We start from the raw sequence: 26205 nt of genomic DNA, 5'->3' as shown, positions 1-26205 counted from the left end.
CCTTGCCAAGGTCGGGGTCGAGGGTCCGAGTCCCTTTTCCCGCTCTAAAAAAAAGAAAAGCCACCTATCAGGTGGCTTTCTTTTTTTTATAACACGGGAAGGGACCAGGCACCCTCGAAGAGGGTGCGACATAATTTGGCTCATGCACGCAGTGCGTAGAGGCAAATTATGAGCTTGATGCGAGCAAGCGAGCATCGAGCCCGTAGGGCGAACGAGCAGCCTTGCGTTAGCAAGGAGACTGCGAGCGAGCAGTCCCTTTTCCGTAAATCCCTTTCTCTAAGCGACACGCCCCTCACCGTATAAAAATTTCTTCATTTTTTGATTTTATACACAAAATTATACATTTTGAGTAAAATTCAACAATTTTGTATAGAAATATCATGCATCACAACCAAAGAAGAAAATATATTTAGATTACTACCAGCGGAAAAGCGAAGGAGTGCCAACATGAATAAGCAAATCATTTTTTCTGCAGCAGCAATTATCGCATTTGCGGCCTGCTCCGACGACAAAAGCTCAACACCTTCCACAGGGACTGAGCTAACCGAAAAAGAAGTTGTCTCGTTGTCTGAAGCCGACATCGCTTTTATGACTGAAGCGCTCAATACCAATGGCAACAATACCGCAATCATTTCCAACGATGCCATTGATCTTCACGATTCTTCTTTAACACAAGAACCAGTAATCATGCAATTGCCTGTTCGGCATACATTCACAACCCAAAAGAATATTGTTTTCAGTGAAATAAATAACCAAGGAACTTGTTGGGTGAACTTGTACAACGAAGAAAACGGAATCTCTTTTTATAAGTCCATGCAGGAAACAATCCCCGGTTCAACAACTATCCTACAATTAAATGATGAAAGAACAATTCTCCTTAAAGAGAACGAAGGTTCTCTTTATAGGCAAGATTTGCTCTACAAAACCAATGCCGGGAAAATGGACCGCTGCATAGCCGACAGCATTGCCTTCATCTCCGAATGTAATGAAAAGGGAGGCATTTACAAAATTTACAGCAAAGAATGTTCTCCCCAAACAACTCTTGAAGCATCCTGCATCGCCAAAGTTTTGAACGAAACCACTCTAAAAACAATCGCCAACACTCTTAAGGCAGAATGCGAAGCATTTGTCACCAATCTCCCTGAAGCGGAGCCAATCCCAACTGTACATTGTCAGGGAGATACAGAAAACGGCATGACCTGCGACACCACGTGGAACCAATGAAATCTGTGATTGAGTACGAAGATTACCGTTCGTTCATGAACGATTACTACCAATGGAAAAAGCGGACATCCGCTTTTTCTTGGCGTGAGTTCACGAAGAAGGGCGGATTCACTTCGCCAAACTATTTGAAGCTAGTATGCGAAGGAAAGAGCGGTTTATCGAAAAATGGAATTGAGCGCGCCGCCGACGCCATGGAACTTGTCGGTGCCGAGCGCGAATATTTTAGGCAGCTAGTAAAATTTGTGCAAGCAAAGAAGGATGCCGACAAAAAGGCCGCATACTCCGAAATGAAGGTGATTGCCAGCGCCCACAAAGTCCGCATTCTAGAAGGCGAATCCGTGTCATTTTACGAATCATGGAAATACCCGGTACTGCGCGAACTTGCCCCTATGATGCCTGGCGCAAAGCCGCTGGATATCGCCAAGGCCTGCGGTGGAGCATTCTCTGCCGAAGAAGTGCGCAATGCTCTTGCATTTTTGACTCGGGCGAAATTTTTGAAAAAGACCGCCGAAGACGTCTATGAACAAGTCGACAGATCGCTTCAGATGTCTGTTGTGGCAATGCCGACGCTTGTACGCGCCATGCACAAAGAAATGGCCGAATTTGCAAAAGACTCCATTGAAAAATACCCCATAGATGAGCGCAACTTTACGGGTATCACCATGGGAATCGATGACGAAGACTATGAAAAGATTTTAACGGAACTTGAAACCTGTCGCAAGAGAATCGTCTCTATCGCAACAGCCAAGAAAGGCGGCAATCGCGTCTATCGATTGAACCTGCAGATGTTCCCGCTTTCAGAAAAAATTGAACCCTCCAAGGCCACACCTAAAACAAGGGGACGGTTATGAAACTAGATTACGCACTTCTATTGCTTTGCCCAATCGTTTTACTGACAGGATCTTGCTCCGATTCGGGCAAGGTTTCTGGCGGTACTATAGAAGATTCAAACGCTATTTCTGAAGCCCAAATAAAGGAATGGTACAATTTCGGCCTAGACGAAAATGGGGTGGCCCGCAATCATTTAACTGGTGGCGAATTAACCGTAATGGGCAACGGTTCCGGGATGCGTGCCGAATGTACAGCCGATAGCTCTGCATTGGCAATGACTATACAAATTTCTGAAGATGTCGCCATCAGCACCCTGAACGCTAGCAAACTTGGCAAATCATGCGACTCGATGTTCGTCGAATTCAAGGGTTCATGCAATAACAAGGAAAACAGCGAATTCTTTAGCATCAGCAACGGCTGTAAGGACGGCACCTTTGACGCAGCCTGCCGCATAAGCGAAGTCGAAGCAGACTCCGTGAACAGTCTAACCAGCCAATTCAGCAACCAAGCGGCAAACCGGTGCTCCGCAATTTCCCGAAACGCCCAAACTTCTACAGGACGATTCGAACAGCCGTCGTCATCATCAAATGTCGGCGAATCATCCTCTAGCGTAAGTGAGCCCGATACAACAATTCGCGAAGTAGTAAACCCCATCGATACAGCAGTAAGCATTGATTCTAGCCGAACGCTGGAAAAATACGTCTTGCAGTTTGCAACAAGTTCAGAAGATCTCTCTTTTGATAACCATGTAATCGCTTACAACGGTACGCCGCAGAGGAGCTGTATAGATTACGCGGAACGCGCTACAGGCATTTCAACGACAAGTCTGCTTTCCAATTCACCCATTGTCCAAATGGAGAGAGACAGCATCGTTCAATGTTTCCCGATGGCAGCTAAACTTTTGAAGGAACAGAACTCCGACGAAAAAGAAAGCTGCCGCTACTTCATGACATTCGCAAGCGATGGAGGCCAACCCACCGGACATGTTTTAAGCAGCATCGCAAACGGCGAACTTGAATTCACAAGTGTAAATCGAAGCGGAATGTGCGCAACATCAAACATGTTCTTCGCCGTATTTTTCCTGATTGAAGATTGCGAAAACGAAATCGAAGCAACGGAATTTCAGACATCCCATAAGACATTCACAAGCGAAATTTGGAACTGCGAAAACAGCAACTCTAATTCTAATGTTTCCGCTTACAGGGAATGGATTAAACTCTAACTAAAAAATACATGCCGACCATCTATTTAGTGCTAGCCCAACTAGCACGTTACTCTCTAGTGGGTGGAATTGCCTTTGTCATTGATTTCGGGCTTTTCGCACTCTGCCTGTACGCCCTTGAATGGCATTATCTGCTAGCAAACCTTATGGGTTTAATAGCTGGGCTCACTTTAAATTACGCCCTAAGCATAAGCTGGGTATTCTCCGATTGCGAACGACGACTAGAAAATCGAAAACTGGCAGAGTTTTCCGTATTCGCCATTGTGGGTTTCATCGGTGTTGGAATCAACGAACTATTGATGTTGCTACTAGTCAACTTTTTCTGCGTACAAGAAATGATTTCGAAGATGATTGCCGCCACCATAGTCTTGTTGTGGAATTTTTGCAGTCGTAAACTGATCTTATTTAAGGAAAGGAAAACGGATGACTTCGGGAAAAGAGACTAATAAAATTGCCATTATCGCAGGAGCAGGTCCAGCAGGATTGACTGCAGCCTTAGAATTGCTCCGTACAACAGATATAAAGCCCCTTATTTTCGAGATGGACGATATCATCGGTGGAATTTCGCGCACAGTCAACCACAACGGGAATCGAATGGATATTGGCGGGCACAGATTCTTTAGTAAGAATGACTCCGTTATGAGTTGGTGGCTAGATATATTGCCCTTAGAATCTCCGAATGGGTCCAATCCGGAGAAGGACGACTTGGTAATGCTTTGTCGCAGTCGACTTTCCCGGATTCTCTTCTTAAGAAAGCTATTTGATTACCCCATCAGTTTAAACGAAGACACCATTCGCAATCTAGGTCTTTGGCGGATGTTCAAGATTGGCATGAGTTACCTGAAAGTGCAGCTACTCCCCAAACGCAAAGAAAAAAGCCTTGAAGATTTTATGATAAACCGCTTTGGCGTCGAGCTCTATCAAACATTCTTTAGGGACTACACCGAAAAACTTTGGGGAGTTCCCTGCAACAAGATTAGTCCAGAATGGGGCGGCCAACGTATCAAGGGGCTTTCTATCACCAAGACCATTCTTCACGCACTCAAACAAACATTCGCAAATTCCTCCGACATCCATCAGAAAGACACCGAAACAAGCCTTATCAAACAATTTCTCTATCCGAAATTCGGTCCTGGTCAGCTTTGGGAAACCGTCGCCGGGAAAGTGACGGAGTTGGGAGGAGAAATTCACATGAATGCGAAAATTGTTGGCGTGAACCGCGACAAGAATGGCAACCGCATAGAAAGTGTCGTCGTTGAGAGCACTGATGCAGATGGTTTAATCACAAAAGCGACCTATCCATGCGATTATTTTCTCAGCACCATGCCGGTAAAAGACTTAATCGCAGCGTTGTCTAACGAAGCAACTCCCGTGCCAACAGAAATCAGGCAAATTTCAGAAGGTCTCGTTTATCGCGACTTTATAACTGTAGGGCTACTGCTTGACAAATTGGAAATTGGCACGACCGACAACTGGATTTATGTTCAGGAAAGTGACGTGAAATTGGGTCGCATTCAGATATTCAACAACTGGAGTCCTTACCTAGTTAGCGACCCATCCAAAATCTGGATTGGACTTGAATATTTTGTCAACGAGGGCGATGACATGTGGACAAAGCCGGACGCCGATTTCATTCAATTAGCAATTAACGAGCTGGACAAGATTCACATCGCAAAACCTCAGTCTGTCCGAGATTCTGTAGTATACCACATCAAAAAGGCATACCCCGCCTACTTCGGAACTTACGGAGAATTCGCGAAGATTCGCGACTATCTCGACACCATCGAAAACCTATTCCCCATGGGCCGTAACGGCATGCACAAATACAACAACATGGACCACAGCATGCTTACCGCCATGGAAGCGGTCACGTGCATACGCGAAGGCTCCTCCGACAAGACCAATCTCTGGAATGTAAACACTGAAGAAGATTATCACGAGAAGAAATAACCATGAAAAATTTATTCAAGTCTTTAGAACTCTATTGCGTCATCGGCATTCTAATATGCTTCGGCATTCTCCATTACGGACAGGTTCGAGTAGAAAACATCGTTCTGCACCAAGGACTTACAGAGAGCCCCATTATACTCCCACTATCGCAAAGTATGGGTGTAGGCGAAAGATTCAGCGTCAGCTTTGTTGTGTCCAATCCGTTAAACGCACCCTACGACATCAACATTATTCCCGATGATTGCGCAGAATCCATTATCGTCAATGGCAACGCAATTTCTTTAATGAACTACGACCGATGCAACTTCGGCAAAGGCTTTTGGCTTAAAGACTCCGTTACATCACCGCATCGCGTAGGAAACAGGACTCATTACGAAATAAACTTGATGAACAAAGGAGGAATCGCAGGAATCAACATTTTCCCGAAAGATTACAGTACGCTATTGTTCTTTATGAAGCTGATGATAGCGATTTTCACAGGATTAACCGTGGCATCGATCGCGAAGCGTTTTAAGCTGAATAGATTTTTACTTCTATGTATTCTTATCGGTGTATTCCTGCGTTTTGCGATGTTCTACGCCATGCCATACACCCAGTTTACGATGGACGTGGAAGGTCACCTCTCCTATATTCAATATATCGTAGACAATCATTCTATTCCTGACGCAAAAGACTGTTGGACTTGTTACCACCCACCCGTTTACTACACAAGCGCAGTTCCTTCATTTTTGCTTAGCGGGCTGATTGGCTATGCCTCTAGTTCAGGAGTACAGGCGTTCAGCCTAGCCCTCTCAATCTTCTTACTGTTATGCGGTTTAATCATATTGAAAAAATTTGTTTCCGGCATTCCTCTGCAAATTGCGGCTATACTTTGGACCGTTTGGCCCACCCTACTCCTAGTCGCACCAAGAATCGGAAACGATCAACTATTCTATGCATTACATGTTGCATGCCTATTAGCTGGATTCAACTATATCAAAAACGGAAAAGGGCTACACCTCATTGTCGCAACCACAAGCGCAGCACTTGCGGTTTGGACAAAATCCACAGGCTACGTCACTATCGGTCTTGTAATCTTATTCGCCTTTATCGGCTTTGTAAAAACGAATCAGCTGCATCGTCCCTACAAAACAGAACTTGTCGGATGGGTTTTACTGTCGCTTGTTTTTATTGGAATTGTCGCAGGGCATTTATCTCATGACGGTAATTTCGTCGCCAACGCAAGCAGTTTAAATTCTAGCCTAAGAGTCGGTAACGAAGCAAAGAACTATCTGTATTTCGATTTGAAATCATTTTTGACGGAACCTTACACCAACGGATGGGCTGATGGGTTCGGCAGGGAATACTTCCTTAATTACGCTTTAAAGTCATCTTTATTTGGTGAATGGAAACTAGTCAACACTTCAACCGGAAACACACTTGCTTTGTTAATGAGCCTATCGCTACTCGGATTAATCATTTTCGCAATTCGAGGCTGGTGGAAAACTAGGCTTGACATTTACCATTGGATTTTGTTCATTCAAGGAGTCGCATTCCTTGCCGCTCTCGCCTACTGCCGCTACAAATATCCTTATGCCTGCAGCAACGATTTCCGCTATATTATGCCCGCCCTACTTAGTTTTCTGCCTTATGTTGGGCTTGGCGTTTACCAGAACAGGTTCTCCCTAAAATGGAAAATTCTCGGAATGATTACGGTAATGGTCTTTGTAGTATGCTCCGTGATGCTGATGAGCAACATCTTTAGTTAAGGCCTGCAGCAAATTCTCCAGCAAAAAAAACGCCCCACTCGGTTAGGAGTGGGGCGAATTTCTCGCGTAAAGATGCAGCTATTAGGCAGCCTTCACAGTTTCCACGACCTTGGCAAATGCTGCCGGATCGGCGACGGCCATGTCAGCGAGAACCTTGCGGTTCATCTTGATGTTGGCCTTGGAAAGCTTGTAAATGAACTGGCTGTAGCTGATGCCGAGTTCACGAACAGCGGCATTGAGACGAGTGATCCACAGAGAGCGGAAGTCACCCTTCTTGTCGCGGCGGTGAGCGTAGGCATACTGACCGGCGTGGGCTACGGCGTCAATGGCAAGGCGAAGGTTGCTCTTGCGACGGCCATAGAAACCCTTGGCGGCCTTAAGGATTTTTTTGCGGCGTTCGCGGGAAGGAACTCTGGTTTTAGCGCGTGGCATTCTTACACTCCTTATGCAACGACAAGCAGACGCTTGACATGGTAAACATCAACTTTCTTAACGAGAGCGCCCTTACGCAGGTTACGCTTACGCTTCGTGGACATCTTGGCAAGAATGTGGCGCATGCCAGCACGCTTGAACTTGACGTGGCCGGAGCCAGTCAGGCGGAAGCGCTTCTTAGCACCGCTGTGTGTTTTCATCTTAGGCATTTTTACCTCTTTAGGTTATTAAGTTGAAGCCTCACCTGCTGCCATGGGCTCGGTTACGGGCTTTGGTGCCTGGGGCTGCTTTTTGGCAGTACCTGCACCGCGTTTAGGACCATAGATAGAAAGCATTGTGTTGCCTTCGACCCTAGAGTCCATTTCCAGATCGCCGTACTGGAGCAAGTCTTCTTTAGCGCGCTCCATCAGGCGTTTGCCGTAGTCCATGTGCGCCATTTCGCGCCCACGGAACTGCATAATAAGCTTGACCTTCATGCCATCCTGCAAGAACTCGGCGGCCTGCTTGATCCTGTACAGGTAGTCGTTCTCGGCAGTCTTCGGGTGCATCTTGATTTCCTTAAGCTTCACCACGTGCTGCTTGGCCTTAGCGGCCTTGGCCTTCTTGATCTGTTCAAACTTGAACTTGCCGTAGTTGATGATACGGCATACAGGCGGCTTAGCATTGGGAGACACTTCCACCAGGTCCAGTCCGGCGTCCTTGGCCATCTGGAGAGCCTGTTTGGTATCCATGATGACGGCTTCGCCATCTTCCTTTACAAGACGGATCGGGGAAATGCGAATGTCTTCGTTAATGCGGGTACCATCACTCTGTCTGTTCGGCATGCGACGGTCGCGGGGGTTTTGTAACGCCAAGTTAAGCTACCTCTAGGTAAAATTGTTATTGTGGCGCTAAATATAGTTTTTTTATTAAAAAATGCAAGAACTTTTTAATAAACCCCTTTGAAAACAGGCGAATTTTTGTATAATTGGTCTTGCTCGCGGCGGTAGCTCAATGGTAGAGCCTTAGCCTTCCAAGCTAATGGTTGCCGGTTCGATCCCGGTCCGCCGCTCTTAGACCCCTCACTGAGGGGTCTTTTCTTTTTTTTCAAAAATTCTAAATTTGCGCCATGCTCTTCGAACAAGCCATTGCACATCAGATTCCGGGCTATACCCGCGAAGCAGATTCCGCCCACGGCGAATCTCTCGCCATGCTCGACTACAAAGACGAGCTCCGCATCAAGGACCTCGCCATCCAAGAATTCTGGGACGTAAACCGCCTCGCCGGCAACCCGCAGAAAGTCATTGCGAGCCCGCTCCCCCGTGCCTACCGCACCACGAGCAAGCGCCGCGTGTTCATGCAGCCGGGCAACCTGCAGTTCGACCGTCAGGAATCGATGCTCGAGCCCGAAGAGCACAACAAGATTTACGATTTCCTGTTTGAGAAGCTGATTACGCCGGCTTACAAGCCGCTCGCCTATGCGCTCAACTGGATTATCATTCGCGGAACTTACCAGTACCGCGTGGTGATTTTCAACATCAAGAAAATCGATGCCAGCATCGTGCGCAAGCTCAAGCTGATTTCGGACGCCCTGAAAGAAACTCCGTACAAGGTGACAGCGGCCCACGCCTACGTGGACACCACCGAATCGGATTATTACCTGGAATCGAAGCGTCCCACAGACGGCTTGAATTTCAAGCAACTCTACGGGCCTCGCGAACTGAGTCTCGGTCTTGGCAAGTTCAGTCTGCGCTACCCTGTAACAGGATTCAGCCAGATTAACGAAAGCCAGATTCACAACCTGATCAAGGCCGCAAGCCGCCTGCTCAGCCTGGGCAAAGAAGACCACTTCTTGGATTTATATTGCGGCTACGGACTTTTCAGCTTTGCCTTGGGCGAAGCAGCCAAAGACGTACTCGGCGTGGAATGGGAAGGCCCCTCCATCGACTGCGCAAAGGCATCGGCCAAGCACCTAAAAAAGTCTTACCGTTTTATCGCGGGCAAGATCGACGAGATGTTCGTGCAGACACGACTCCCGCGGCCGATCCCTGGCGAACCGGAAAAAATCTTGCTGGACCCGCCGCGCAAGGGCTGCGAACCGGGCGTGATTCACGCGCTCGCCATGCGCAAGCCGATTCGCGTATGCCACGTGTTCTGCGGCACCGACGAAATTCCCGCCTCGCTGAAGGAATGGGAACGCTACGGCTACCGCGTGCGCGAGGTGCAGCCGCTGGATCTGTTCCCCGGCACACCGCATCTTGAAACCATCGTGATGCTGGAGAGAAAATGACGCGAAGCGTCATCCTGGAGTGCCGTAGGCATGACGGGGTCCATACATCTTGAGCATGCGCTTGTATGAACTGTATGGATTCTCCTTCGGAGAATGACTACAATTCATTCCACATCACACATTATGGAGGGATAATGTCAGCCGATGTTTCAACAACTCAAAAGCCGCCCCTTTGGACGCGGAATTTCGTGACGGTCGCCGCCGCGAACTTCTTGCTGTTCTTCAGCTTTTACCAGCTACTACCTATTCTCCCGCTCTACATTATCGACAAATTCCAGACCGACAATGCGACGGCGGGCATCGTCATTTCGCTTTATACGATTGGCGCGCTGGCCTGCCGGCCCTTCGCCGGATTCCTGGTGGACACCCTGAGCCGCAAGCCCCTGTATTTCTGGACATTCTTCGCATTCACGGCCTGCTTTGTGGGCTACAAGGCGGTCAGCATCATCGTGATTCTTGCCGTGGTCCGCTTTTTGCACGGCCTGTTCTTCGGAATTTCCAGTACCGCGAGCAATACGGTCGCCATCGACGCCCTGCCCGCCTGCCGCCGCGGCGAAGGAATCGGCTATTTCGGCATCAGCGTGAACCTGGCATTTGCAACGGGCCCCATGACAGGCATGTTCCTGTACGAAGCCTTTGGCGACACCATCGTTTTCGTGATTTCCATTGCGCTCTGCGTCATCGGATTGATTTTGGTGCAAACATTGAAAATCGCCCCGAAAGAAAAGAAGCCCCACGCCCCCCTTTCGCTGGACCGTTTCTTTTTGACCCGCGCCATTCCGCAGTTCGTGAACTTCATTTTCGTGGGTTTCGCCTACGGCCCAGTAACCAACTACATCGCCCTCTACGCCAAGGAACTGGGCATCGGCGGTTCCGGCTGGTTCTACGCCCTCATTGCCGCAGGGCTTATCATGAACCGCATCATGACGGGCAAACTCATCGACAGGGGTTACCTGATTCACCTGGTAGGAACCGGCATGACGCTGAACGTTATCGCCTACTTCATTCTCGCCATGAGTCACGCACCCGCCACCTTCTTTATCGCGGCATTCTTGATCGGCACCAGTCTCGGCCTGATTTTCCCGGGTTACCAGACCATGTGCGTGAACCTCGCCCGCCACGACCAGCGAGGCACCGCCAACAGCACTTATTTGAGCGGCTGGGATATCGGTATCGGTACAGGAATCTTGGTTGGCGGATCCATGGCGAACTACTTCGGCATGCATCGCCAAGTCTTTTTCGCCTGCGCCGTGGCACTAGTGATTGCAGACATCCTGTACTTTACATGGACCGCAAGGCATTATTTAAAGAATAAATTGGAAGGCTAAGAGCGCTTGTCTTCGTACATTTTATGGTCTGCTTCGGCCACACTCTTTTTGAAACTGGAAAGTTTGCCATTCCAGAAAGCGTAGCCAATGCTCACTTCCAGCGCATAGCTCGGCATAGTATAGTGACTGGACAGTTCTTCTTTCAGGCAATCCTTGATAACCTTGATTGCTAGGCCAGGCAATTCCGTTGGCACGACAACCAAGAATTCATCGCCCCCGTAACGGCACAGGAACGTCGATTTTCCGAGGCGTCCACAGGCGCTCTTGAGTGCCTTGGAAACAAACACCAGGGCCCGGTCACCTTCTACGTGTCCGTAGGTATCGTTAATCTGCTTAAACTTGTCCACATCCACCATAATCACATAATGGTCTATTGATTCATGGGACAGCTGCAGGTAACGCTGCAACTGATTGCGGTTGTTAAGCGACGTCAGGGGATCGGTAGAAATCAACTGGTTCTGGGAATTCAAGTAGACGAACAGAATGATCATCGTACACCAGAAACAGAAAATCGGGGTCGTAAGCGAAAGGAAAATCTGCGCAGCGCCAGCCACAATGCAACCCGGAGTGTAGCTAGCCACAATCAGGTAAGTCTTCAAGCTCAACTGGCTGTGAGGTTTGAGCACGCGGCCAAAGCAACGGACCGTCACCGTCATAATATAGACGAAGGGCAAGAAAACCAGCAAGAAAAAATAAAGGTCCCGCGGCTCCAAATTCTGGTCAAGCCAAAATTCTGGCATCAGGATGAAAGAGACTAGCAGCAATACGGATTCTACGTAAATCGGGATTCTGAGTTTCGTACGGAGGCTTTGAATTTGCAGGCGAGTCATCTCTGGCCGCGTACTGATTTCTGCATAGGCAAAGCAACAATAGAATACAATCGCAAGAATAACAGCGTTTAAGTAATTAGTGGCCAACACGCTAAAGGTCGTTTTCGGGATTACGCCATTATTTACCAACGCCCATGCCGTATCGCTAGCAAAATAAATAATATGCCACACGACCAGCTGGTAAAACAGATTGAATTTAAACTGGGGTGTCGGGAGTTTTTTGATGCTATACAAAAGGAGCATCAAAATGCACGCACACCCGACACTAGCTTCTGCATAAAAAACAAAATCACTCATATTCTTACACCTACCGTACTAATAATAGTAAAAATCTTACATTTCAATTACTAAATTGCCCAATATGAAACCTTGGAAGCTCTTGAATTCGGAATATCTGGTTGACGCCCCCTGGCTGAAAGTTGCAAAAGAAACCTGCGAACTGCCTAACGGCAAGGTAATAGACGATTTTTATACGCTGTGGCAACCGGACTGGGTGCTGATTTTAGCCCGCACCACCGAAGGCAAATGGGTCATGACGGAACAATACCGCCACGGCACCGGCAAAATTGCGCTGGAGTTCCCCGCCGGAATCATAGACAAGGGAGAAACACCGGAACAGGCCGCCATCAGGGAATTACAGGAAGAATGCGGATACACTAGTGCAGGCGAGAAACGTATGGATTCCGGATGCTCCGCTTCCAGAATAACGTACTTGGGCGCGTACCCCGTGAACCCAGACAGACACCGCGGAAAGTTCCATGTGGTATTCATTGACGGCGTAGAAAAGGGCGGCAGCACCCACTTCGACAGCACCGAGGAAATTGAAAGCCTGTTGCTGAGCGACGAAGAACTGCAGAAAAAAATGGCGGATGGTTCATTCAACCACCCGCTACAAATCGCCGGATATTTCAAATGGCGACTTACTTGTGAACGTAAGCGACAAAGAACGTCACGCCAACCATAGACAAATCCTTTTCGCTTTCTTTCAATTCGTTCGTAGAAGAGAACAATCTCATGCCAATCAAGGCTCCATGACCACGGACTCCGGTATCGTAGGCCGCAGTAAACTCAATTGCACCGCCTGTTCCATCATACATATCCAAGCCACGAATATCGGTATCATTAGCAGTCCAAGAAAGACCGATTGAACCGGACAAATGAAGATGATCTACAGGGTAGAAAATAAAACTCGGGCCGAAAAGATACGAGTTAAACTGAACATATGCGTCAGAATCATAGTATCGGTGTCCCAAACCGGATAATTCGCCAGCAATCCAAAATCGTTCTGTGATTTGTCCACCAACGCGGACACCAAAAGTCGCAGCCAATTCATCGCAGTCGTTACAAATAACTTTATCTACGGACGTATCGTCAATATCGGTACTTGAACCACCAATGCCCAACCCCGCATCAACATAAATGGCGAAAGAAGGGATTGCAAGGAAGATTAGCAAAAGGGCTATTTTTTTCATTTTTTCTCCAGTCTTAATTAAAGCCTTAAAACATTTTAAAGCCGTTCGCGCACAAATGTAGAAAATTTCTATGCAAGTCCTTATCGCCATACTTGTCTTCGACACCGGGCTTTAAATCCTCATCAGAATAACCGCTCGTTATACGCAGCAACAACACCTGGCGTTCAGATTCATCGTAGCTGAAATGAATGCGGAAGGTGCGGTATGCAAGCACCCCCGTACGGGCGTTTTCGTCAATGGTCAAGCGACGGCGGGAACTATCGAAAACATCCCTCGAGAAATTTCCGCGAGAAAGCTGCACCTGCGCAAAACTGAACAAGTCAAAGACGCTATGGTCGGCAATCCAGCGATTCTGCGCCGCAAATTCATCGGACACTTCGATATTCCACAGGTCGCCCACCTGTTCTTCGACCCAACCCGCCTTGGCATCGGGAAAGGCATCTGCCATGGGGATATACGGCTTGATATCCAGAACCGGCGTTTCGTTCAATAAGTCCGCCTCATCCACATACAAGGTAAGACCTTCAATTTTCAACAGGCGCACACAACTCAATCCAATTGGGTTGGGGCGGTAAGGGCTACGGCTTGCAAAAGTGCCCACGCGGTCTTTGCCCTTAGGCGGAACCGGTGGCCGGGTAGTCGGACGCCAGCCCTCATTTTCATGAAACTGGAAAATCACCCAGATACGTTCAAAGCCATCCAAGTCCCGAAGCGCAGTCTCGAAATTCATTCCCGGCTTCAGCTCGATGCGGCCCGGATGCCCCGCAAACAAGCGCCCCTGTCTGGGTGCGTCGTACTTGTAGATGGCATCGCCGAAAAATGTACCGATAGGATTCATTTATTACAAATTATCTTCCGTTATTTTCCCGTAACGGATGTAATCCATTTTCCCGGTAAAGAACCACTTTCGGTGAGTTTCTTGGTACATAGAATCGAAACCAATTCCAAGACCGTATGCCAAATCGGAAGTATCGTCATTGTAAGACAAAGCCTGAGTCAAGCTTCCGTCCAGAGACACGTTCATCGAATAGAAGATGCTACCGTATTCAGGCTTTTTCGGGAATATTTTGACACGTACCACATGCCATTCATCCAAGGAAACCTTACCAATATTCACCGACTTCCAACTATAGCTTTGATCGGCATCGCGATAATAGAAGGTGACCCCGTTATTTTCTAGGCGAAGCACCCATCCATCCGTACTGCCTCCAGGAGGCTCGGTCGCAATAATGTTTCCAACATCGTCTTCCAACGTCGGCATAAAGCGTGCTTCAATCACAAAGCCCCTGGTCTTGAACGTATCCGAAAGCGGAACAAGCAACCCATTGTCCCCATTAAAGACAATGCTTCCGCATTCTGCAGATACCGGAGTAGTATTGTCATCGGCATAGGCGGTGTTCTCGCCAAGATAGTCGCGGCCTAGATCATTCGGATCGTTAAATTCGTAGGCAACATCATAGCCAGTCAGGTCATCGGCAGTTGTATTTTCGGGGCATTCCAGATCAGCGGCATTTGCAGCAACCACCTTTTCTTTATTGAAGGTCGTCTTTCCATACCAGCTTTCACCTTCATCAGACGAAATCTCGGAACTCGAAGAAACTTCCATACTCGAGGAATAATCAACCCATTCCGACGAAGAGCTTACCGTTTTTGTAGAACTGGACGAATTCTCGTTTCTAGAAGAGGAAGATTTTTTTTCTGAGCTGGAAGACAATCGTTCTGCGCTAGACGACGAACGGTCTTCGAGGATAGACTTTCCTTCGCACATCGTAGAAAACAGGATTAACACTTCCCGATATTCACTGGTTGTCATTCTTTTCTGCCCAATAGCGGCAATGGTTTTGCCATTACAAGCGACATTGCCATAGTCGGGATCATCCTGGTACGACTCGCAGGCCATTTGGGCGGCTCTAGCCTCATCGAATTCAACCTTTTCCACAAGCTTTTCATCTTCATACTTGATGGTCGTCGTGCTGAAATAGCCATTTTGAACAGATTCAATCGTAAAGGGGTCCGTCGAAACAACCTTACAGTAGTCCTGCGTTTTTTTCGAATCCGGTTCCTGCGTTCTGTTCGAATCCGGGCTCGACGAATTATCGCTACAAGCAACCAAGCTCATGGAGAATGCGGCAAGTAACCCGGCAGAAGCAATCCATTTTTTCATATCGGACCTCATTTTCATCATTTTATAACACGTAAAATTTAATAATTTATGACTATATGAATAACGAACCGATTGAAAATGCAAACCAAGCACAAAACACCTCAGGTAATCCGTCCTTCATGGAACAGGTCTTGGACGCCATCAGCGACAAAGCCATTGACGCAGCCTTCGATTCCGTAGTCGATAAAATATCAAGCATCACTAAACCCGCTATCGATGCCGCAGGATCCGCCGCAAACACGGTCATTGACGTAGCCGGATCTACTGCCGAAAAAGCCATCGATGCAGCCGGTCCTGTAATAGACCAAGCTGTTGATGCCGCGGGAGAAGCGGCCGGAAGCATTATTGGTGGTTTTTTAGACGGTCTCTAATATTTCCGACTCTTATAAAGCGTCGGCCAAGGATGGATAGGGTGAAGATTTACTAAATTTGCACCCGATGAAAGATAAAGCTCGCAAACTCATTGAAAAGTACGAGGAACTGGAATCGGAACTCGGTAATCCGGATGTTCTTTCTGACCAGGCTCGCTACAACAAGATTCACAAGCAGTACAAGGGTATCGAAAAGGCCGTCCTGAAGGCCAAGGAATACCTGCAGATGCTGAATGACCAGGAAGAATGGAAGGCCGCCCTTGGCGATTCCGATCCTGAAATGGTCGCCATGGCAAAGTCGGAACTTTCCGACATCGAAAAGAAGTTGCCGGGCGTGACCGACGAACTCCAGATTTTGATGGTCCCGAAGGATCCGTGGGATTACCGCAACGCAACGCTCGAAATTCGCGGCGGTACCGGCGGCGACGAATCCGCACTGTTTGCAGGCGACCTTTTCCGCATGTACCAGGGTTACTGCAGCCGCATGGGCTGGAAGATGACTATCCAGGACGCCAGCGAAGGTACCGTGGGCGGTTACAAGGAAATCCGCGTGTTTATCGAAGGCGATAGCGTGTACGGCACGCTCAAGTTCGAAAGTGGCGTGCACCGCGTGCAGCGCGTGCCCGAAACCGAAACCCAGGGCCGAGTGCATACTTCTGCCGCAACCGTGGCAATCCTCCCGGAAGCTGAAGAAGTGGACGTGGAAATCCGCGAAGCCGACATCCACATGGACACCTACCGTTCTTCGGGCGCTGGCGGTCAGTACATTAACAAGACGGACTCCGCCGTGCGACTCACCCACATTCCGACAGGCGTGGTGGTGAGCTGCCAGACCGAACGTAGCCAGTTGCAGAACCGCTTGCACGCTATGGAAATGTTGCGTTCCAAGATTCTTGACGCCGTGATTGCGAAGAAGGAACAGGAAGAAGCCGCCAGCCGTAAGGCCTTGGTGGGTACTGGCGACCGTAGCGCAAAGATCCGCACTTACAACTACCCGCAGAACCGCGTGACAGACCACCGCATTGGTCTCACGCTGTACAATTTGGACAAAGTAGTCACCGGCGAACTCGACGAAATCATCAACGGGCTCCAGATGGCTAACGCCCAGGAAAAGCTCGGGAAATTCAACGCTTAATGGATTGCCGCGGCCCTTACAGGGGTCGCGCAATGACGCACGATAGGAATGTCTTATGCAACAGATGACTGTACTCGAGATTTTGAATCGCACCAAGACCTTCTTCGAAAAGAAGGGGGTTCCTGACGCGCGATTGGATGCCGAGTACATCATTAGCCACGGGCTCGGCATGAAGAGCCGCATGGACATTTACCTGAACTTTGAAAAGCCCCTTACCGCCGCCGAGCTGGATACACTCCGTCCGCTGGTAGCACGCCGCGCCAACCGCGAGCCGCTGCAGCATATTATTGGCGACACAAGCTTCCGCGGATTCATCATCAAGTGCGACACGCGGGCACTGGTCCCGCGCCCCGAAACGGAGTCGCTGGTGGATATGGCGAAGGAAAGGCTGAAGGGTGTCGAAAATCCGTTCATCGTTGAGGTGGGCACGGGAACAGCCGCGATTTCTATCGCCTGCGCGAAAGAAATCGCCGGTGCGAAAGTGCTCGCCACGGACATTTCTGAAGAAGCACTTTCGCTCGCCCGCGAAAATGCCGACGCAAACGAGCTGGGCGCAAACGCAGAAAATTCGAATTTGACTTTCGCCCAGGGCGACTTGCTGGATGCCGCCTCGGCTGACGCAATTGCTAAGGCCGCCGGCAACGCCGACCAGAAAATTGACTGCCTGATTGCAAACCTCCCCTACATTCCCGACAGCGAAAAGGGGAAGCTCCAGCCTGAAGTCGACAAGTTCGACCCCGCGCTCGCCCTCTATGGCGGCCCGGACGGTCTTGACCTTGTCCGCAAGCTTTTGCAGCAGACCGAAGGCAAGCTTAGCGCAGGTGCCTCGATTCTCCTTGAAATCGGATCGGAACAGGCAGAAGTCTTGAAGAACGAAGCCGCCAACTACCCCTGGCTAGAATTCGCAGGCATTCACAAGGACTACTGCGGCAACGTTCGCTTCGTCAGTTACAAGAACAAGTAATTACACGCCTACGGTGCAGCCGAGGGCAGAGAGCACGTAGGTTTCGCTTTCGCCCATGCGATAATAGGGCAACAAGGTTTCGTCATCCACAAAGGAATCATCAAAACCATTCAGCTGCAATTGTTCGTCAATGCGACGCTTGAAAGACGAAAAGCCGGAATTATTCCAGAGATTATTCTCGCTATACATATTTACCTCTAATTCAAGAAAAACACACAAACGCACCAGTGTTTTTCCGTGCAGATAAATATAGAATCAAGCGAATGTCAATTTATGACATTCTAAATTTTTCTTTTTTGGGCAGAATTATTCAATCACCGTTGCGGTGACTTTGGCGTGACCGACCTTATCAAGGCCAATCTTCTTGCCTGCAGCAACACTCAAGTCCAGAATGCGGTCGCCCACATAAGGGCCACGGTCATTGACACGCACCTCTACAGAGGCTCCGTTGTCTACGCGGACAACCTTGAGTACCGTGCCGAAGGGTAAAGTCTTGTGGGCGCAAGTGTAATCGTTCTGGTTAAAGGTTTCTCCACTGGCAGTCTTCTTGCCATGAAAACCCGGGCCATAATAGCTCGCCTCGCCCTCGATCTTGGTCCCTACAGCGGCCTTTTCACCCTTGGCATAATGCTTGCCAGGGAACCGCACATAACCTTGACGGGAAGCAATTTTCGCATTTCCGGCAGCACAGCCGGACAACCATATAGCCACCAAAGAAAACGCAACTAGCGCAATGATCCGCTTACTCAAAATCATACATGCTATTGTACGTATTCTCAAGAATTTCGTCTTCTTGGCTCTTGACTTCGGCCTGTTTTTCTTCGGGAGCCTTGTTCAAGTTTTCGTAATACTGGGCAGACAGCTTGTTCACGTGAGTTTCGCTACTCTTGACGCGCTTGCGCAAGCGTTCCAAATCCTGGTCGGTGATGGTCAGGCGGGTATTCATCATCTTTGCCGCCTGCTTGCCCCAAGGGGTTTGCCCATACTTTTCGCGCAGCAACTTGTAAGTCATCAAGGTACTGTCGACACGTTCCGGATTCATCTGGAAATACATGGCCTTCATGTAAAGGGCCTGAATGCCCGACTGGGTTTCAGGATATTCCTGGTAAAGGCTATCGAACCGCATAAACGCCCGCGCATAGGCAGAATCCACCTGATCCATTTGATCCAAAGGCATTTCGGCAGCGATTGTCCAAAGGCTTTCGGCTTCCATGTACTTTTCCTTGGCCAGGTCTTCGCGGGTCTTCAAAGTCACGCGCATGCCCAAGTTCACCTGGGCCTGTTTCGCATATTCCGTGTCCGGATACTTTTCGATGATTTCCTTGTAGATTTCTTCGGCAGCATCGGGATCATGCATGTATTCGTCGTAAATAAAGGCCTTGGCATAGAATGCTCGCAATGACTTCGCGCTATCGCCCGATTCAATCACCGTATTCAGGCGCGTAATGGCGCTGTCCACCTCGTCCAACTTGAACAGGAACAATTCAGCAATCAAGAATTCGGACTTGAAGAAATTATCCACGTTCGGAATTGAATCCTTACGTTCCTTATCGTTCTGGTTGCGCATGGCAATCAAACGCTTAAGGGCGTCACGGCGTTCGCGGCTTTCTTGACCCCACTTGCTAATGGTGCGCGAAATAAAGCTGCTGTCGTAATAGACGACTGCCTTGTCGTAATCTATGGTCTTGTGCTGTTCGTAATCGCCCAGGCAGAAATAGCTACGGGAGGCATATTCCGTACGGGGGTATTCCGTGTTCACCTTCTGCAAGATGATAATGGCATCGGGATAGCGTCCGCCCAGCATGGTCAGTTCGCCAATGCGCACCAGGTAATCGGGCTGTTTAGACTCGTTTTCGGGATTCTTGTAGAGTTCCTTATATTCGTCGGCAGCCTGCAGGTATTCCTTGCGGTTCGCCAGACATTCCGCCGCCTGTTCCCCCGCCGTCTGCTGTTCGCGAGGATTCAGTTCCTTGATTTCCTTGGCGGTGTAATGCTCACGGGCCTTGTCCCAGTTTTCTTTCTTGAAGTAGAGACCGGCCAACCTGAAATGAGCCTTGCCACGCATATAAGGGGTACCCGCCGTATCGGCCAAAACTGCTTCCAAAGAGGCAATGGCCTGGTCCGGAAATTCCGCCTGTTCGTCCAAAAGGGAAAGAAGGTTCAGGCCCTGGAAATAATAGGGGTGATCCTTGGAGGCAATCACCGGTTCCAAGGCAAAGCGGCTGATATTATATTCTTGGTTGCGGTAAAGACAATAGGCGCGCTGATACTCCACCGCCTGCATGGAATCGTGGTCGGCAAAGTAGCGTTCAAATTCGTCGTACTTGGTAATGGCCTTGCTCCATTCATGCTTATGGCGGAAAGCCTCACCAATCAAGAACACAGCCTCGGCGGTACGTTTCTTGTTCTTGGGGAAACGTTCCAGCACACGGGAGCCCTTCTCGATAATCTTGTCGTACTTTTGACGTTCTTCGGAACCGGGCAGGGAATTTTCGCTGTCGGGAATGCTGTCGAGACGTGCCGCACGCATTTCTCCGGCCTGTTCATCCAGGCGTTCCGCATTGAACATATGGTTCAAGTAGGCACAGCAAGTACACCCCTCTATAACGAGGGCGACAAAAGCCAATGCCAGAAAACGGAACATCATGGTGTAAAGATACAAAAAACAGGTGTGAGATGTGTAATGGAAAATGTGGAATTAATCATCACACATTACACATTCAACATTAATTAATACTGGTTCAAGTACTTGGTGTAATCGCAGAGTTTGAGACCCGGCGGAAGTGCGGTCTTGTCGAAGCGAACCATGCGGACCTCGGCAGGTTTACCCACCACGCGGGCAAGCATTTCGAAGTTGTCCTGGGTTTCCCACACGGCTGCGTCGATAATCAATCCATCGCCGCAATCCGTTTCGCCAGTACTGTTGCCAATGCCCGAAATTCTGGAATTCTGCTTGAGGAACCTGGTATAGACCTCAGGAGCGATTCCAAAATGGTTCGAACTAGAAGAGGAATCGTAAACAACCACATGCACTTCACGGAAATGATTCAAGGAATCAAAGACCACCGTATAGGTATGCTTGTAAGGCGCCATGTAGAAGGATTCCTGCCAAACATTGTTTGCCACAGGCCTAAAATTCGAAATGGCATACTTCTTGAAAAATTCCTTGGGGGTTGCACCGTAGCGAACAACGTAATGGCCCAACATGGTGGAGAAATCGTGAACCGCAGAAGGCGCAAGGGATTCCCGCAAGCTGTCTACCGCACGGTTCAGGTTTGCCGTCAGGCCATCGTTCTTGTTGATGGGTGCCGGACGGGTAATATTGGATTCCTGAATGCGCTGTTGGATATCGGGGTATTCCGGGTCAATTTTCTGGATTTCCTGGAACTGGGTACGGGCGCGGTCGAACTGGCGGCCCTTCAAATAGGCGCGACCCAAAGCTTCTTTAAGGGGAAGATTTTCGGGGTACCTTTCCACCATGGGTTCCAGAATGTCAAGGGCAGTCTGTGCTCGGTCCTGAGGAGAAAGCACCACGCCGTTACCAGGACCCGGAGGAGACTTCTCGCCCAAGGTAGAAGCGGCTTCGCGAGCCGGGGCGTAATCCGGCATAAAGGCCAAAATGCGCTGGTAAACTTTTTCGGCAGAATCGAAATGACCCTGGTATTCGTCCATGTAACCCTGCAACAGCAAAAGCTTCACATTTACCGGATACTGGGAAAGGGCATATTCTACAAGAGCGGCGCAGCTGTCCAGCTGACCGCTACGGTGATAAAGTTCAGCCAGCATTTCATAGGCTGCCGGCACATCGCCACTGGAAAGGCTCACCACGGTCTTGAATTCATTGGCAGCCTGCAAGAATCGGCCACCATCCATCAGGAGTTGGCCGTACCAAAGGCGAGTCTGGTACAAGGCGGGCGCACGTTCAGAGGCCACACGGGCAAGTTCCAAGGCGGCAGAGGTATTGCCGGCCTGATAAATCTTGCGGCTTTCCAGATAAGCGGCCACCCCGGAGCCCGGCAAACGAGCCTGCAATTTTCCAATCAGCAAAGAAAGGCGGTCCTGCTGATTTTCCGTAAGGGAGCCCATTTCGAACAAAGTAGTCACTTGTCCTAAAAGGGCCGGCAAAAGATCCGGGTACAGAACAACCACGCCATCATAGATATCGTATGCGGCCTGGTACGAACCCGCACGCGACAATTCCGCTGCACGGCGAAGTTCCGTCTGAACCTGCACCGGCACCTTGGTCATCTCGGCAGACAAGTCCGGAGTATCACCACGAACAATCGTCGTTCCAGCCGGAAGACCATAGGGAATTCCACCTACCGAAATCTTGCTGGGGCCATAAAGATCATAAATGCGGAAACCTGCAAACGCAAGCAGGGCTCCGCAACACAATGTCAAAAACAAGTATGCGGCTCTACGGGCCGCCGAGGACGAATTCGTCATTACTTTTCCAAAAAGTCAGCCAGTTTCTCTTTATGTTCCTTGCTCTTCTGCAAACGACGCAAGGTCTTGTTCTTAATCTGGCGCACGCGTTCACGGCTAAGCTTCAGGTCTTCGCCAATGTCCTTGAGGGTGGTATCTTCAACCGTATCCAAGCCATAGAACATGCGCAGAATTTCTTCTTCACGCTGAGGAAGGGCAGACAAGGTTTCCTGGATGAGCTTGCGGCGTTCATCTTTTTCCATGTCTTCGTCCTGGTTTCCATCGGAGCCCAAGACATCCATCAGCGTACTGACAGTATCGCCAGATCCGCCCACATTGGTACTATCGCCAATGGGAGCATCCAGCGAGATATCCACGATTTTTTCCATGACCTCGACGATATCTTTTTCGAACGGGGCAAATTCGTCCATGGCAATGGTACGATCGTAGTCGCCGTCGTTCTGCATCAAGGCGCGTTTAAAGCGGTTTACCAAGGCAAGCTTGTTGGGAGGGATTCGGACCGCCCCCACCTGTTCAAACAGGGCTTTTTGGATAGACTGGCGAATCCACCAGACCGCGTAAGAAATAAACTTGACATCCTTACCCATATCAAAGCGTTTTGCCGCCTTGAACAGGCCGATATTTCCTTCGTTAATCAAATCAAGCAGGGAAAGTCCACGCCCCTGGTACTTTCTTGCGACACTCACCACAAAACGGAGGTTACCCCGAATCAGGCGCTGCAAGGCCGACTTGCGGATTTCTTCCGCCTGGTCGCTCTTGATAATCGCAAGAAGAGCCTCTTCCTCCTGAGGACTCAGGGTCGGGAACCTATTCAGATCCCTAAAATAAAGCGCTTCGTTTGCATCACTCATAGAAATACATACCTTCCATTCTTCACGGGACATTCCCTTGAAGACTATCCAAATATGTCTTTTTACTTTGTTTTCGTCAAGTTATATAGCTTTTCGTAAGGGTAAATTCCCGAATTGTGACCATCACTAAAGGTAAGGCCTGCGGCATAGCGTCCAATCGACTGAACTTTAACAAGCGAAATATCTGCAGGCACGGTGGAATCATCCAGAAGCTTTTCGCCTGTATGTTCATCGACACACAGTGCGCAAGGGCAAGCCAAGCGGAGAGCGCGGATATCGCAAGCGCCGCGGCTTCCGTCGTTCCATTCAAAGCCCAGCTTTCCGTCGGCAGTTCTAAAAACTTTCTTAGGTTGAATCATTAGACCGCCTCCACCGGAAGTTGTTCGAAATCGTAGTTAAATGTCTTGAGCACGCCGTCACCTTCGGATGCAAACATCGAAAGAGTGCGCACCGTTGCATCGGCAGCCTGCATGAAGGCCTTGGCCGATTCGGAGTTCGGGTAACGGAGCACCGCCGGCGTACCTTCGTCACCGCAGCCCGCGACTGCAGGTTCAAGCGGAACCTTTGCAATCAGGGGAACACCCCACTTTTGGGCAATGCGCTCACCACCGCCTTCGCGGAAGATATGATGATGCTTGCCGCATTCGTCGCAAATGAAGTAGCTCATGTTCTCGACGACGCCCACCACCGGAACGCCCACGGAATCGAACATGGCAAGACCCTTGCGACAGTCGGCGAGGGCCACTTCTTGCGGAGTCGTCACCACCACGGCACCGGCCATGGGGCAATTCTGGGTAAGGGTCAACTGGATATCGCCGGTTCCTGGAGGAAAGTCCACCAGCAAATAGTCAAGCTTGCCCCAACGCACATGATGGATAAAATGCTGGATCATCTGGGAGACCATGGGGCCGCGCCAGATCGTCGCCTTGTCGGAATCGGCAAACATGCACATCGAGACGATGCTGATGCCGCCCTTCGCCTCCACCGGGGCGATGGTATTGTCATCAAAAACTTCGGGAGCCTTGTCGATACCGAACATGAGACCCATACTAGGGCCATAAATGTCAGCGTCGAGGATACCGACGCGGGCACCGGAAAGGCTAAGCGCCATGGCCAGGTTCGCCGTCACCGTAGACTTGCCCACGCCACCCTTGCCGCTAGCAACAGCCACCACATGGGCCACATCGCCGATGTAAGAGACCTTGGGAGCCTGTGCCGCAGTATTTCCGCTTTCGACTCGACCCTGGGCGGTAAACGTCACGTTCACTTCGCTCGCTCCCAGCGACTTCACGATAGCGATGCACTGGTCCTTGAACTGGTCGCGGATGGGGCATGCCGGAGTGGTCAGCTTCAAGTCAAAGCTCACCTTGTCACCATCGATTTTCAGGTTCTGAACGAAGTTCAGTTCAACGATATTCTTGTGGAGGTCCGGATCTTGGACCGCCCGCAAGGCATTCATGATAGTTTGTTCGTTAAGCTGCATAATTAGGACTTCTCCATGGAGAATTTAGGCATGCGGAGCAAATGAGTCATGCAAGGCGGCCATTCTTCTTCGTAATGGCTTACCAGGATAATGGTCGTTTCCTTAGAAAGCAATTGCAACAAGTTGAAAATCTTTTCGCGGTAAGCACCCTGCAGGCCCTGGGTAGGTTCATCCAGCAAAAGCACCTTGGGCGGACGGATAGCGGCGCGGGCCATAAGAATCACGCGCTTGTCGATAGGAGACAAACTGCGGTAACGGGCATGGATATCTTCAAAGCCCAAATATTCCAGCCATTCCTTCGCCTTGCCTCGTTCTTCCCAAGTGGAATTTTCAGCCTTGCAAAGATTGGGAGTAAAGCCCGTGCACAACACTTCGGAAAGGTCCAGGTCTTCGCGGTACTGGAGTGCCAGTTCCGGCGAGAAGAATCCGAGTTTTGCCTTGTGATCCCAAATGTTAAGACCATGGCCCGGGCGTTCACCCAGGAGCGTAATGTCGTTCTTGTAAATCTGCGGGTGGTCGGCCGTAAGCATGCCGAGGAGCGTACTTTTGCCCGCGCCATTCTCGCCCATCACGGCCCAATGTTCACCCTTGCGAACGGTCCAGTTCAAATTCTTGAGAACCGTGGTTTCGCCGAATTGGACATTGACGTTCTTCAAATCGAAAAGGATTTCGCCATCATGGATTGCTTCGCTACGCTCGCAATGACGTTCCCCCTTCAGATTTACAATTTCATAACCCTTCAGTTCGGCCTTGGTGAACTTGGGTTTTGCGGCAGCATCCGGAAGTTTCCCTGCATACTGCGTAAAGGTCTTGTCGGCGTAAACGAATGCCGGAATTTCGGGCAACAGTTCGTCTTCGCGAGCAAGGCGCACTGCGACCTTCAAGCCTTCGCGCTTGGAGAGTTGCACCACGCTAGCGGCCAGATGACTACGGTATTCCGGATCGAGACCGCCAAACAAATCATTAAAGTAAACCCACTGCGGTTTTTCCATCCACATGCGGGCCAGCAACACGCGGCGCAGTTCCCCGTTGGAAAGACTCAGCAACTTGCGGTCCAGAATTTCTTCGGACAAGTCCGCAATCTTCAATGCTTCTTCCAGCTTATCGGGGTCCGTTTCGGGCCAAGCCATATCATCGATATAGCGATCCGTCTGCAAAAAGAATTTTTTCTTCAAAAGGAGCTGGCGCACCAGCGGAGCCTCTTCGTCGTGCAGGCTAATAAAGCGCTGCTGAAAGAACGGCGCAAGGGCATGCTGAATTTTACGCTGCATAGCCTCCGACATGGTGGAGACATTATTCTGCTGATTCAAAAAATGGGTAATGACCCTATCCAGGTCCTCGCCCTCGGTGCTGAAGATCTGCACCTGCGGGAACATTTCGATCAGGGCCTCAAAACGCTTGAATTCCATGGCCACAAAGATAGAAAAAACGCCATTCCCTAACGGGAAGGCGTTAATGCCGAGTTGAGGCAACAGGCATCAGCCT

27 protein-coding genes and 1 tRNA gene are annotated in these 26205 nt (G+C 49.6%); 13 read left to right on the top strand and 15 right to left on the bottom strand.

The window, feature by feature from the left end; all coding sequences use genetic code 11:
• Positions 1-447: 447 nt before the first annotated feature.
• From ACJMNB_RS04315 to ACJMNB_RS04290, 6 genes are read left to right on the top strand one after another with little or no spacing between them, the layout of a single operon-like run.
• Positions 448-1224, top strand: coding sequence for a hypothetical protein (locus tag ACJMNB_RS04315; protein ID WP_405339345.1), 777 nt, complete (start codon positions 448-450; stop codon positions 1222-1224).
• Positions 1221-2075 (top strand): TIGR02147 family protein, encoded by an 855-nt coding sequence (locus ACJMNB_RS04310; protein ID WP_405339343.1) that lies wholly within the window; start codon positions 1221-1223, stop codon positions 2073-2075. The genes ACJMNB_RS04315 and ACJMNB_RS04310 overlap by 4 nt, the downstream gene beginning before the upstream one ends.
• Entirely contained in the window at positions 2072-3277 is a 1206-nt protein-coding gene (locus ACJMNB_RS04305) for a hypothetical protein (RefSeq protein WP_405339341.1), read from the top strand. Before ACJMNB_RS04310 ends, ACJMNB_RS04305 begins: the two co-directional genes overlap by 4 nt.
• Positions 3278-3288: 11 nt before the next feature.
• Positions 3289-3723: a GtrA family protein gene (locus ACJMNB_RS04300; protein WP_405339339.1), complete on the top strand. Its 435-nt coding sequence runs from the start codon at positions 3289-3291 to the stop codon at positions 3721-3723.
• On the top strand, positions 3701-5227 hold the full coding sequence (locus ACJMNB_RS04295) for an NAD(P)/FAD-dependent oxidoreductase (protein ID WP_405339337.1): 1527 nt from the start codon (positions 3701-3703) through the stop codon (positions 5225-5227). Before ACJMNB_RS04300 ends, ACJMNB_RS04295 begins: the two co-directional genes overlap by 23 nt.
• Positions 5228-5229: 2 nt before the next feature.
• Positions 5230-6975 carry a hypothetical protein gene (locus ACJMNB_RS04290; protein WP_405339335.1) on the top strand — a complete coding sequence of 582 codons (1746 nt, stop codon included), beginning with the start codon at positions 5230-5232 and terminating at the stop codon, positions 6973-6975.
• An 81-nt stretch (positions 6976-7056) separates the two neighbouring features.
• On the opposite strand, the gene rplT is transcribed toward ACJMNB_RS04290, so the two are convergent.
• From rplT to infC, 3 genes are read right to left on the bottom strand one after another with little or no spacing between them, the layout of a single operon-like run.
• A complete protein-coding gene (gene rplT, locus ACJMNB_RS04285; protein ID WP_405339333.1) occupies positions 7057-7407 on the bottom strand; it encodes a 50S ribosomal protein L20 in 351 nt (116 codons plus the stop codon).
• 11 nt (positions 7408-7418) lie between these two features.
• Complete coding sequence (gene rpmI / locus ACJMNB_RS04280; RefSeq protein WP_072800243.1) at positions 7419-7616, bottom strand: 50S ribosomal protein L35; 198 nt, start codon at positions 7614-7616, stop codon at positions 7419-7421.
• Between the two features lie 18 nt (positions 7617-7634).
• A complete protein-coding gene (gene infC / locus ACJMNB_RS04275) occupies positions 7635-8261 on the bottom strand; it encodes a translation initiation factor IF-3 (RefSeq protein WP_405339331.1) in 627 nt (208 codons plus the stop codon).
• A gap of 125 nt (positions 8262-8386) precedes the next feature.
• Between infC and ACJMNB_RS04270 the strand changes: the two genes are divergently transcribed.
• From ACJMNB_RS04270 to ACJMNB_RS04260, 3 genes are all read left to right on the top strand, one after another.
• A tRNA-Gly gene (locus tag ACJMNB_RS04270) sits at positions 8387-8458 on the top strand.
• Between the two features lie 57 nt (positions 8459-8515).
• Positions 8516-9676, top strand: a complete 1161-nt coding sequence (locus ACJMNB_RS04265; RefSeq protein ID WP_405339329.1) for a class I SAM-dependent RNA methyltransferase — start codon at positions 8516-8518, stop codon at positions 9674-9676.
• Between the two features lie 134 nt (positions 9677-9810).
• The gene (locus ACJMNB_RS04260; protein ID WP_405339327.1) at positions 9811-11004 is read left to right on the top strand and encodes an MFS transporter; all 1194 of its coding nucleotides are present in this window, start codon (positions 9811-9813) and stop codon (positions 11002-11004) included.
• Here the strand turns inward: ACJMNB_RS04260 and ACJMNB_RS04255 are convergent.
• Positions 11001-12131 (bottom strand): GGDEF domain-containing protein, encoded by a 1131-nt coding sequence (locus tag ACJMNB_RS04255; RefSeq protein ID WP_405339325.1) that lies wholly within the window; start codon positions 12129-12131, stop codon positions 11001-11003. The genes ACJMNB_RS04260 and ACJMNB_RS04255 overlap by 4 nt on opposite strands.
• 64 nt (positions 12132-12195) lie before the next feature.
• Here ACJMNB_RS04255 and ACJMNB_RS04250 point away from each other — a divergent pair, with 64 nt between their 5' ends.
• Positions 12196-12798, top strand: a complete 603-nt coding sequence (locus ACJMNB_RS04250; RefSeq protein WP_405339323.1) for an NUDIX hydrolase — start codon at positions 12196-12198, stop codon at positions 12796-12798.
• Here ACJMNB_RS04250 and ACJMNB_RS04245 read toward each other — a convergent pair.
• The 3 genes from ACJMNB_RS04245 to ACJMNB_RS04235 are packed head-to-tail and all read right to left on the bottom strand — an operon-like array spanning position 12755 to position 15470.
• Positions 12755-13306: a hypothetical protein gene (locus ACJMNB_RS04245; protein ID WP_405339321.1), complete on the bottom strand. Its 552-nt coding sequence runs from the start codon at positions 13304-13306 to the stop codon at positions 12755-12757. The two genes, ACJMNB_RS04250 and ACJMNB_RS04245, sit on opposite strands and share 44 nt — an antisense overlap.
• A gap of 25 nt (positions 13307-13331) precedes the next feature.
• Positions 13332-14144 carry a tRNA (N6-threonylcarbamoyladenosine(37)-N6)-methyltransferase TrmO gene (gene tsaA, locus ACJMNB_RS04240; RefSeq protein WP_405339319.1) on the bottom strand — a complete coding sequence of 271 codons (813 nt, stop codon included), beginning with the start codon at positions 14142-14144 and terminating at the stop codon, positions 13332-13334.
• Between the two features lie 3 nt (positions 14145-14147).
• Entirely contained in the window at positions 14148-15470 is a 1323-nt protein-coding gene (locus ACJMNB_RS04235; RefSeq protein WP_405339317.1) for a hypothetical protein, read from the bottom strand.
• Between the two features lie 56 nt (positions 15471-15526).
• Here ACJMNB_RS04235 and ACJMNB_RS04230 point away from each other — a divergent pair, with 56 nt between their 5' ends.
• The 3 genes from ACJMNB_RS04230 to prmC all read left to right on the top strand — a co-directional run bounded on the left by ACJMNB_RS04230 (position 15527) and on the right by prmC (position 17940).
• Complete coding sequence (locus ACJMNB_RS04230) at positions 15527-15841, top strand: hypothetical protein (RefSeq protein ID WP_405339315.1); 315 nt, start codon at positions 15527-15529, stop codon at positions 15839-15841.
• 67 nt (positions 15842-15908) lie between these two features.
• Positions 15909-16976, top strand: a complete 1068-nt coding sequence (prfA, locus tag ACJMNB_RS04225) for a peptide chain release factor 1 (RefSeq protein WP_405339313.1) — start codon at positions 15909-15911, stop codon at positions 16974-16976.
• 55 nt (positions 16977-17031) lie between these two features.
• A complete protein-coding gene (gene prmC, locus ACJMNB_RS04220) occupies positions 17032-17940 on the top strand; it encodes a peptide chain release factor N(5)-glutamine methyltransferase (protein WP_405339311.1) in 909 nt (302 codons plus the stop codon).
• Here the strand turns inward: prmC and ACJMNB_RS04215 are convergent, their stop codons facing one another.
• From ACJMNB_RS04215 to ACJMNB_RS04180, 8 genes are all read right to left on the bottom strand, one after another.
• Positions 17941-18129, bottom strand: coding sequence for a hypothetical protein (locus tag ACJMNB_RS04215; RefSeq protein ID WP_173556590.1), 189 nt, complete (start codon positions 18127-18129; stop codon positions 17941-17943).
• Between the two features lie 117 nt (positions 18130-18246).
• A complete protein-coding gene (locus ACJMNB_RS04210; RefSeq protein WP_405339309.1) occupies positions 18247-18696 on the bottom strand; it encodes a septal ring lytic transglycosylase RlpA family protein in 450 nt (149 codons plus the stop codon).
• Complete coding sequence (locus ACJMNB_RS04205) at positions 18683-20587, bottom strand: tetratricopeptide repeat protein (protein WP_405339307.1); 1905 nt, start codon at positions 20585-20587, stop codon at positions 18683-18685. Before ACJMNB_RS04205 ends, ACJMNB_RS04210 begins: the two co-directional genes overlap by 14 nt.
• Positions 20588-20670: 83 nt before the next feature.
• Positions 20671-22386, bottom strand: coding sequence for a tetratricopeptide repeat protein (locus ACJMNB_RS04200; protein ID WP_405339305.1), 1716 nt, complete (start codon positions 22384-22386; stop codon positions 20671-20673).
• Positions 22386-23270, bottom strand: a complete 885-nt coding sequence (locus tag ACJMNB_RS04195; protein ID WP_405339303.1) for an RNA polymerase sigma factor RpoD/SigA — start codon at positions 23268-23270, stop codon at positions 22386-22388. Before ACJMNB_RS04195 ends, ACJMNB_RS04200 begins: the two co-directional genes overlap by 1 nt.
• Positions 23271-23299: 29 nt before the next feature.
• Positions 23300-23596: a DUF971 domain-containing protein gene (locus ACJMNB_RS04190; protein ID WP_405339301.1), complete on the bottom strand. Its 297-nt coding sequence runs from the start codon at positions 23594-23596 to the stop codon at positions 23300-23302.
• Complete coding sequence (locus tag ACJMNB_RS04185; RefSeq protein WP_405339299.1) at positions 23596-24720, bottom strand: Mrp/NBP35 family ATP-binding protein; 1125 nt, start codon at positions 24718-24720, stop codon at positions 23596-23598. Before ACJMNB_RS04185 ends, ACJMNB_RS04190 begins: the two co-directional genes overlap by 1 nt.
• Before the next feature lie 2 nt (positions 24721-24722).
• Entirely contained in the window at positions 24723-26129 is a 1407-nt protein-coding gene (locus ACJMNB_RS04180) for an ATP-binding cassette domain-containing protein (RefSeq protein WP_405339297.1), read from the bottom strand.
• Between the last annotated feature and the right edge of the window lie 76 nt (positions 26130-26205).

It is taken from the genome of Fibrobacter sp., from assembly GCF_045131395.1.
Classification (GTDB): Bacteria; Fibrobacterota; Fibrobacteria; order Fibrobacterales; family Fibrobacteraceae; genus Fibrobacter.
Note: the sequence above shows the minus strand (reverse complement) of the source record. Positions and strands in the feature narration are given on the sequence as shown.

Excerpts from the sequence above, each read along its gene's own strand:
- ACJMNB_RS04315 (WP_405339345.1), top strand. The coding sequence starts at position 448 with ATGAATAAGCAAATCATTTTTTCTGCAGCAGCAATTATCGCATTTGCG.
- ACJMNB_RS04310 (WP_405339343.1), top strand. The coding sequence starts at position 1,221 with ATGAAATCTGTGATTGAGTACGAAGATTACCGTTCGTTCATGAACGAT.
- ACJMNB_RS04305 (WP_405339341.1), top strand. The coding sequence starts at position 2,072 with ATGAAACTAGATTACGCACTTCTATTGCTTTGCCCAATCGTTTTACTG.
- ACJMNB_RS04300 (WP_405339339.1), top strand. The coding sequence starts at position 3,289 with ATGCCGACCATCTATTTAGTGCTAGCCCAACTAGCACGTTACTCTCTA.
- ACJMNB_RS04295 (WP_405339337.1), top strand. The coding sequence starts at position 3,701 with ATGACTTCGGGAAAAGAGACTAATAAAATTGCCATTATCGCAGGAGCA.
- ACJMNB_RS04290 (WP_405339335.1), top strand. The coding sequence starts at position 5,230 with ATGAAAAATTTATTCAAGTCTTTAGAACTCTATTGCGTCATCGGCATT.
- rplT (WP_405339333.1), bottom strand. The coding sequence starts at position 7,407 with ATGCCACGCGCTAAAACCAGAGTTCCTTCCCGCGAACGCCGCAAAAAA.
- rpmI (WP_072800243.1), bottom strand. The coding sequence starts at position 7,616 with ATGCCTAAGATGAAAACACACAGCGGTGCTAAGAAGCGCTTCCGCCTG.
- ACJMNB_RS04265 (WP_405339329.1), top strand. The coding sequence starts at position 8,516 with ATGCTCTTCGAACAAGCCATTGCACATCAGATTCCGGGCTATACCCGC.
- ACJMNB_RS04260 (WP_405339327.1), top strand. The coding sequence starts at position 9,811 with ATGTCAGCCGATGTTTCAACAACTCAAAAGCCGCCCCTTTGGACGCGG.
- ACJMNB_RS04255 (WP_405339325.1), bottom strand. The coding sequence starts at position 12,131 with ATGAGTGATTTTGTTTTTTATGCAGAAGCTAGTGTCGGGTGTGCGTGC.
- ACJMNB_RS04250 (WP_405339323.1), top strand. The coding sequence starts at position 12,196 with ATGAAACCTTGGAAGCTCTTGAATTCGGAATATCTGGTTGACGCCCCC.
- ACJMNB_RS04245 (WP_405339321.1), bottom strand. The coding sequence starts at position 13,306 with ATGAAAAAAATAGCCCTTTTGCTAATCTTCCTTGCAATCCCTTCTTTC.
- tsaA (WP_405339319.1), bottom strand. The coding sequence starts at position 14,144 with ATGAATCCTATCGGTACATTTTTCGGCGATGCCATCTACAAGTACGAC.
- ACJMNB_RS04235 (WP_405339317.1), bottom strand. The coding sequence starts at position 15,470 with ATGAAAAAATGGATTGCTTCTGCCGGGTTACTTGCCGCATTCTCCATG.
- ACJMNB_RS04230 (WP_405339315.1), top strand. The coding sequence starts at position 15,527 with ATGAATAACGAACCGATTGAAAATGCAAACCAAGCACAAAACACCTCA.
- prfA (WP_405339313.1), top strand. The coding sequence starts at position 15,909 with ATGAAAGATAAAGCTCGCAAACTCATTGAAAAGTACGAGGAACTGGAA.
- prmC (WP_405339311.1), top strand. The coding sequence starts at position 17,032 with ATGCAACAGATGACTGTACTCGAGATTTTGAATCGCACCAAGACCTTC.
- ACJMNB_RS04215 (WP_173556590.1), bottom strand. The coding sequence starts at position 18,129 with ATGTATAGCGAGAATAATCTCTGGAATAATTCCGGCTTTTCGTCTTTC.
- ACJMNB_RS04210 (WP_405339309.1), bottom strand. The coding sequence starts at position 18,696 with ATGATTTTGAGTAAGCGGATCATTGCGCTAGTTGCGTTTTCTTTGGTG.
- ACJMNB_RS04205 (WP_405339307.1), bottom strand. The coding sequence starts at position 20,587 with ATGATGTTCCGTTTTCTGGCATTGGCTTTTGTCGCCCTCGTTATAGAG.
- ACJMNB_RS04200 (WP_405339305.1), bottom strand. The coding sequence starts at position 22,386 with ATGACGAATTCGTCCTCGGCGGCCCGTAGAGCCGCATACTTGTTTTTG.
- ACJMNB_RS04195 (WP_405339303.1), bottom strand. The coding sequence starts at position 23,270 with ATGTCCCGTGAAGAATGGAAGGTATGTATTTCTATGAGTGATGCAAAC.
- ACJMNB_RS04190 (WP_405339301.1), bottom strand. The coding sequence starts at position 23,596 with ATGATTCAACCTAAGAAAGTTTTTAGAACTGCCGACGGAAAGCTGGGC.
- ACJMNB_RS04185 (WP_405339299.1), bottom strand. The coding sequence starts at position 24,720 with ATGCAGCTTAACGAACAAACTATCATGAATGCCTTGCGGGCGGTCCAA.
- ACJMNB_RS04180 (WP_405339297.1), bottom strand. The coding sequence starts at position 26,129 with ATGGAATTCAAGCGTTTTGAGGCCCTGATCGAAATGTTCCCGCAGGTG.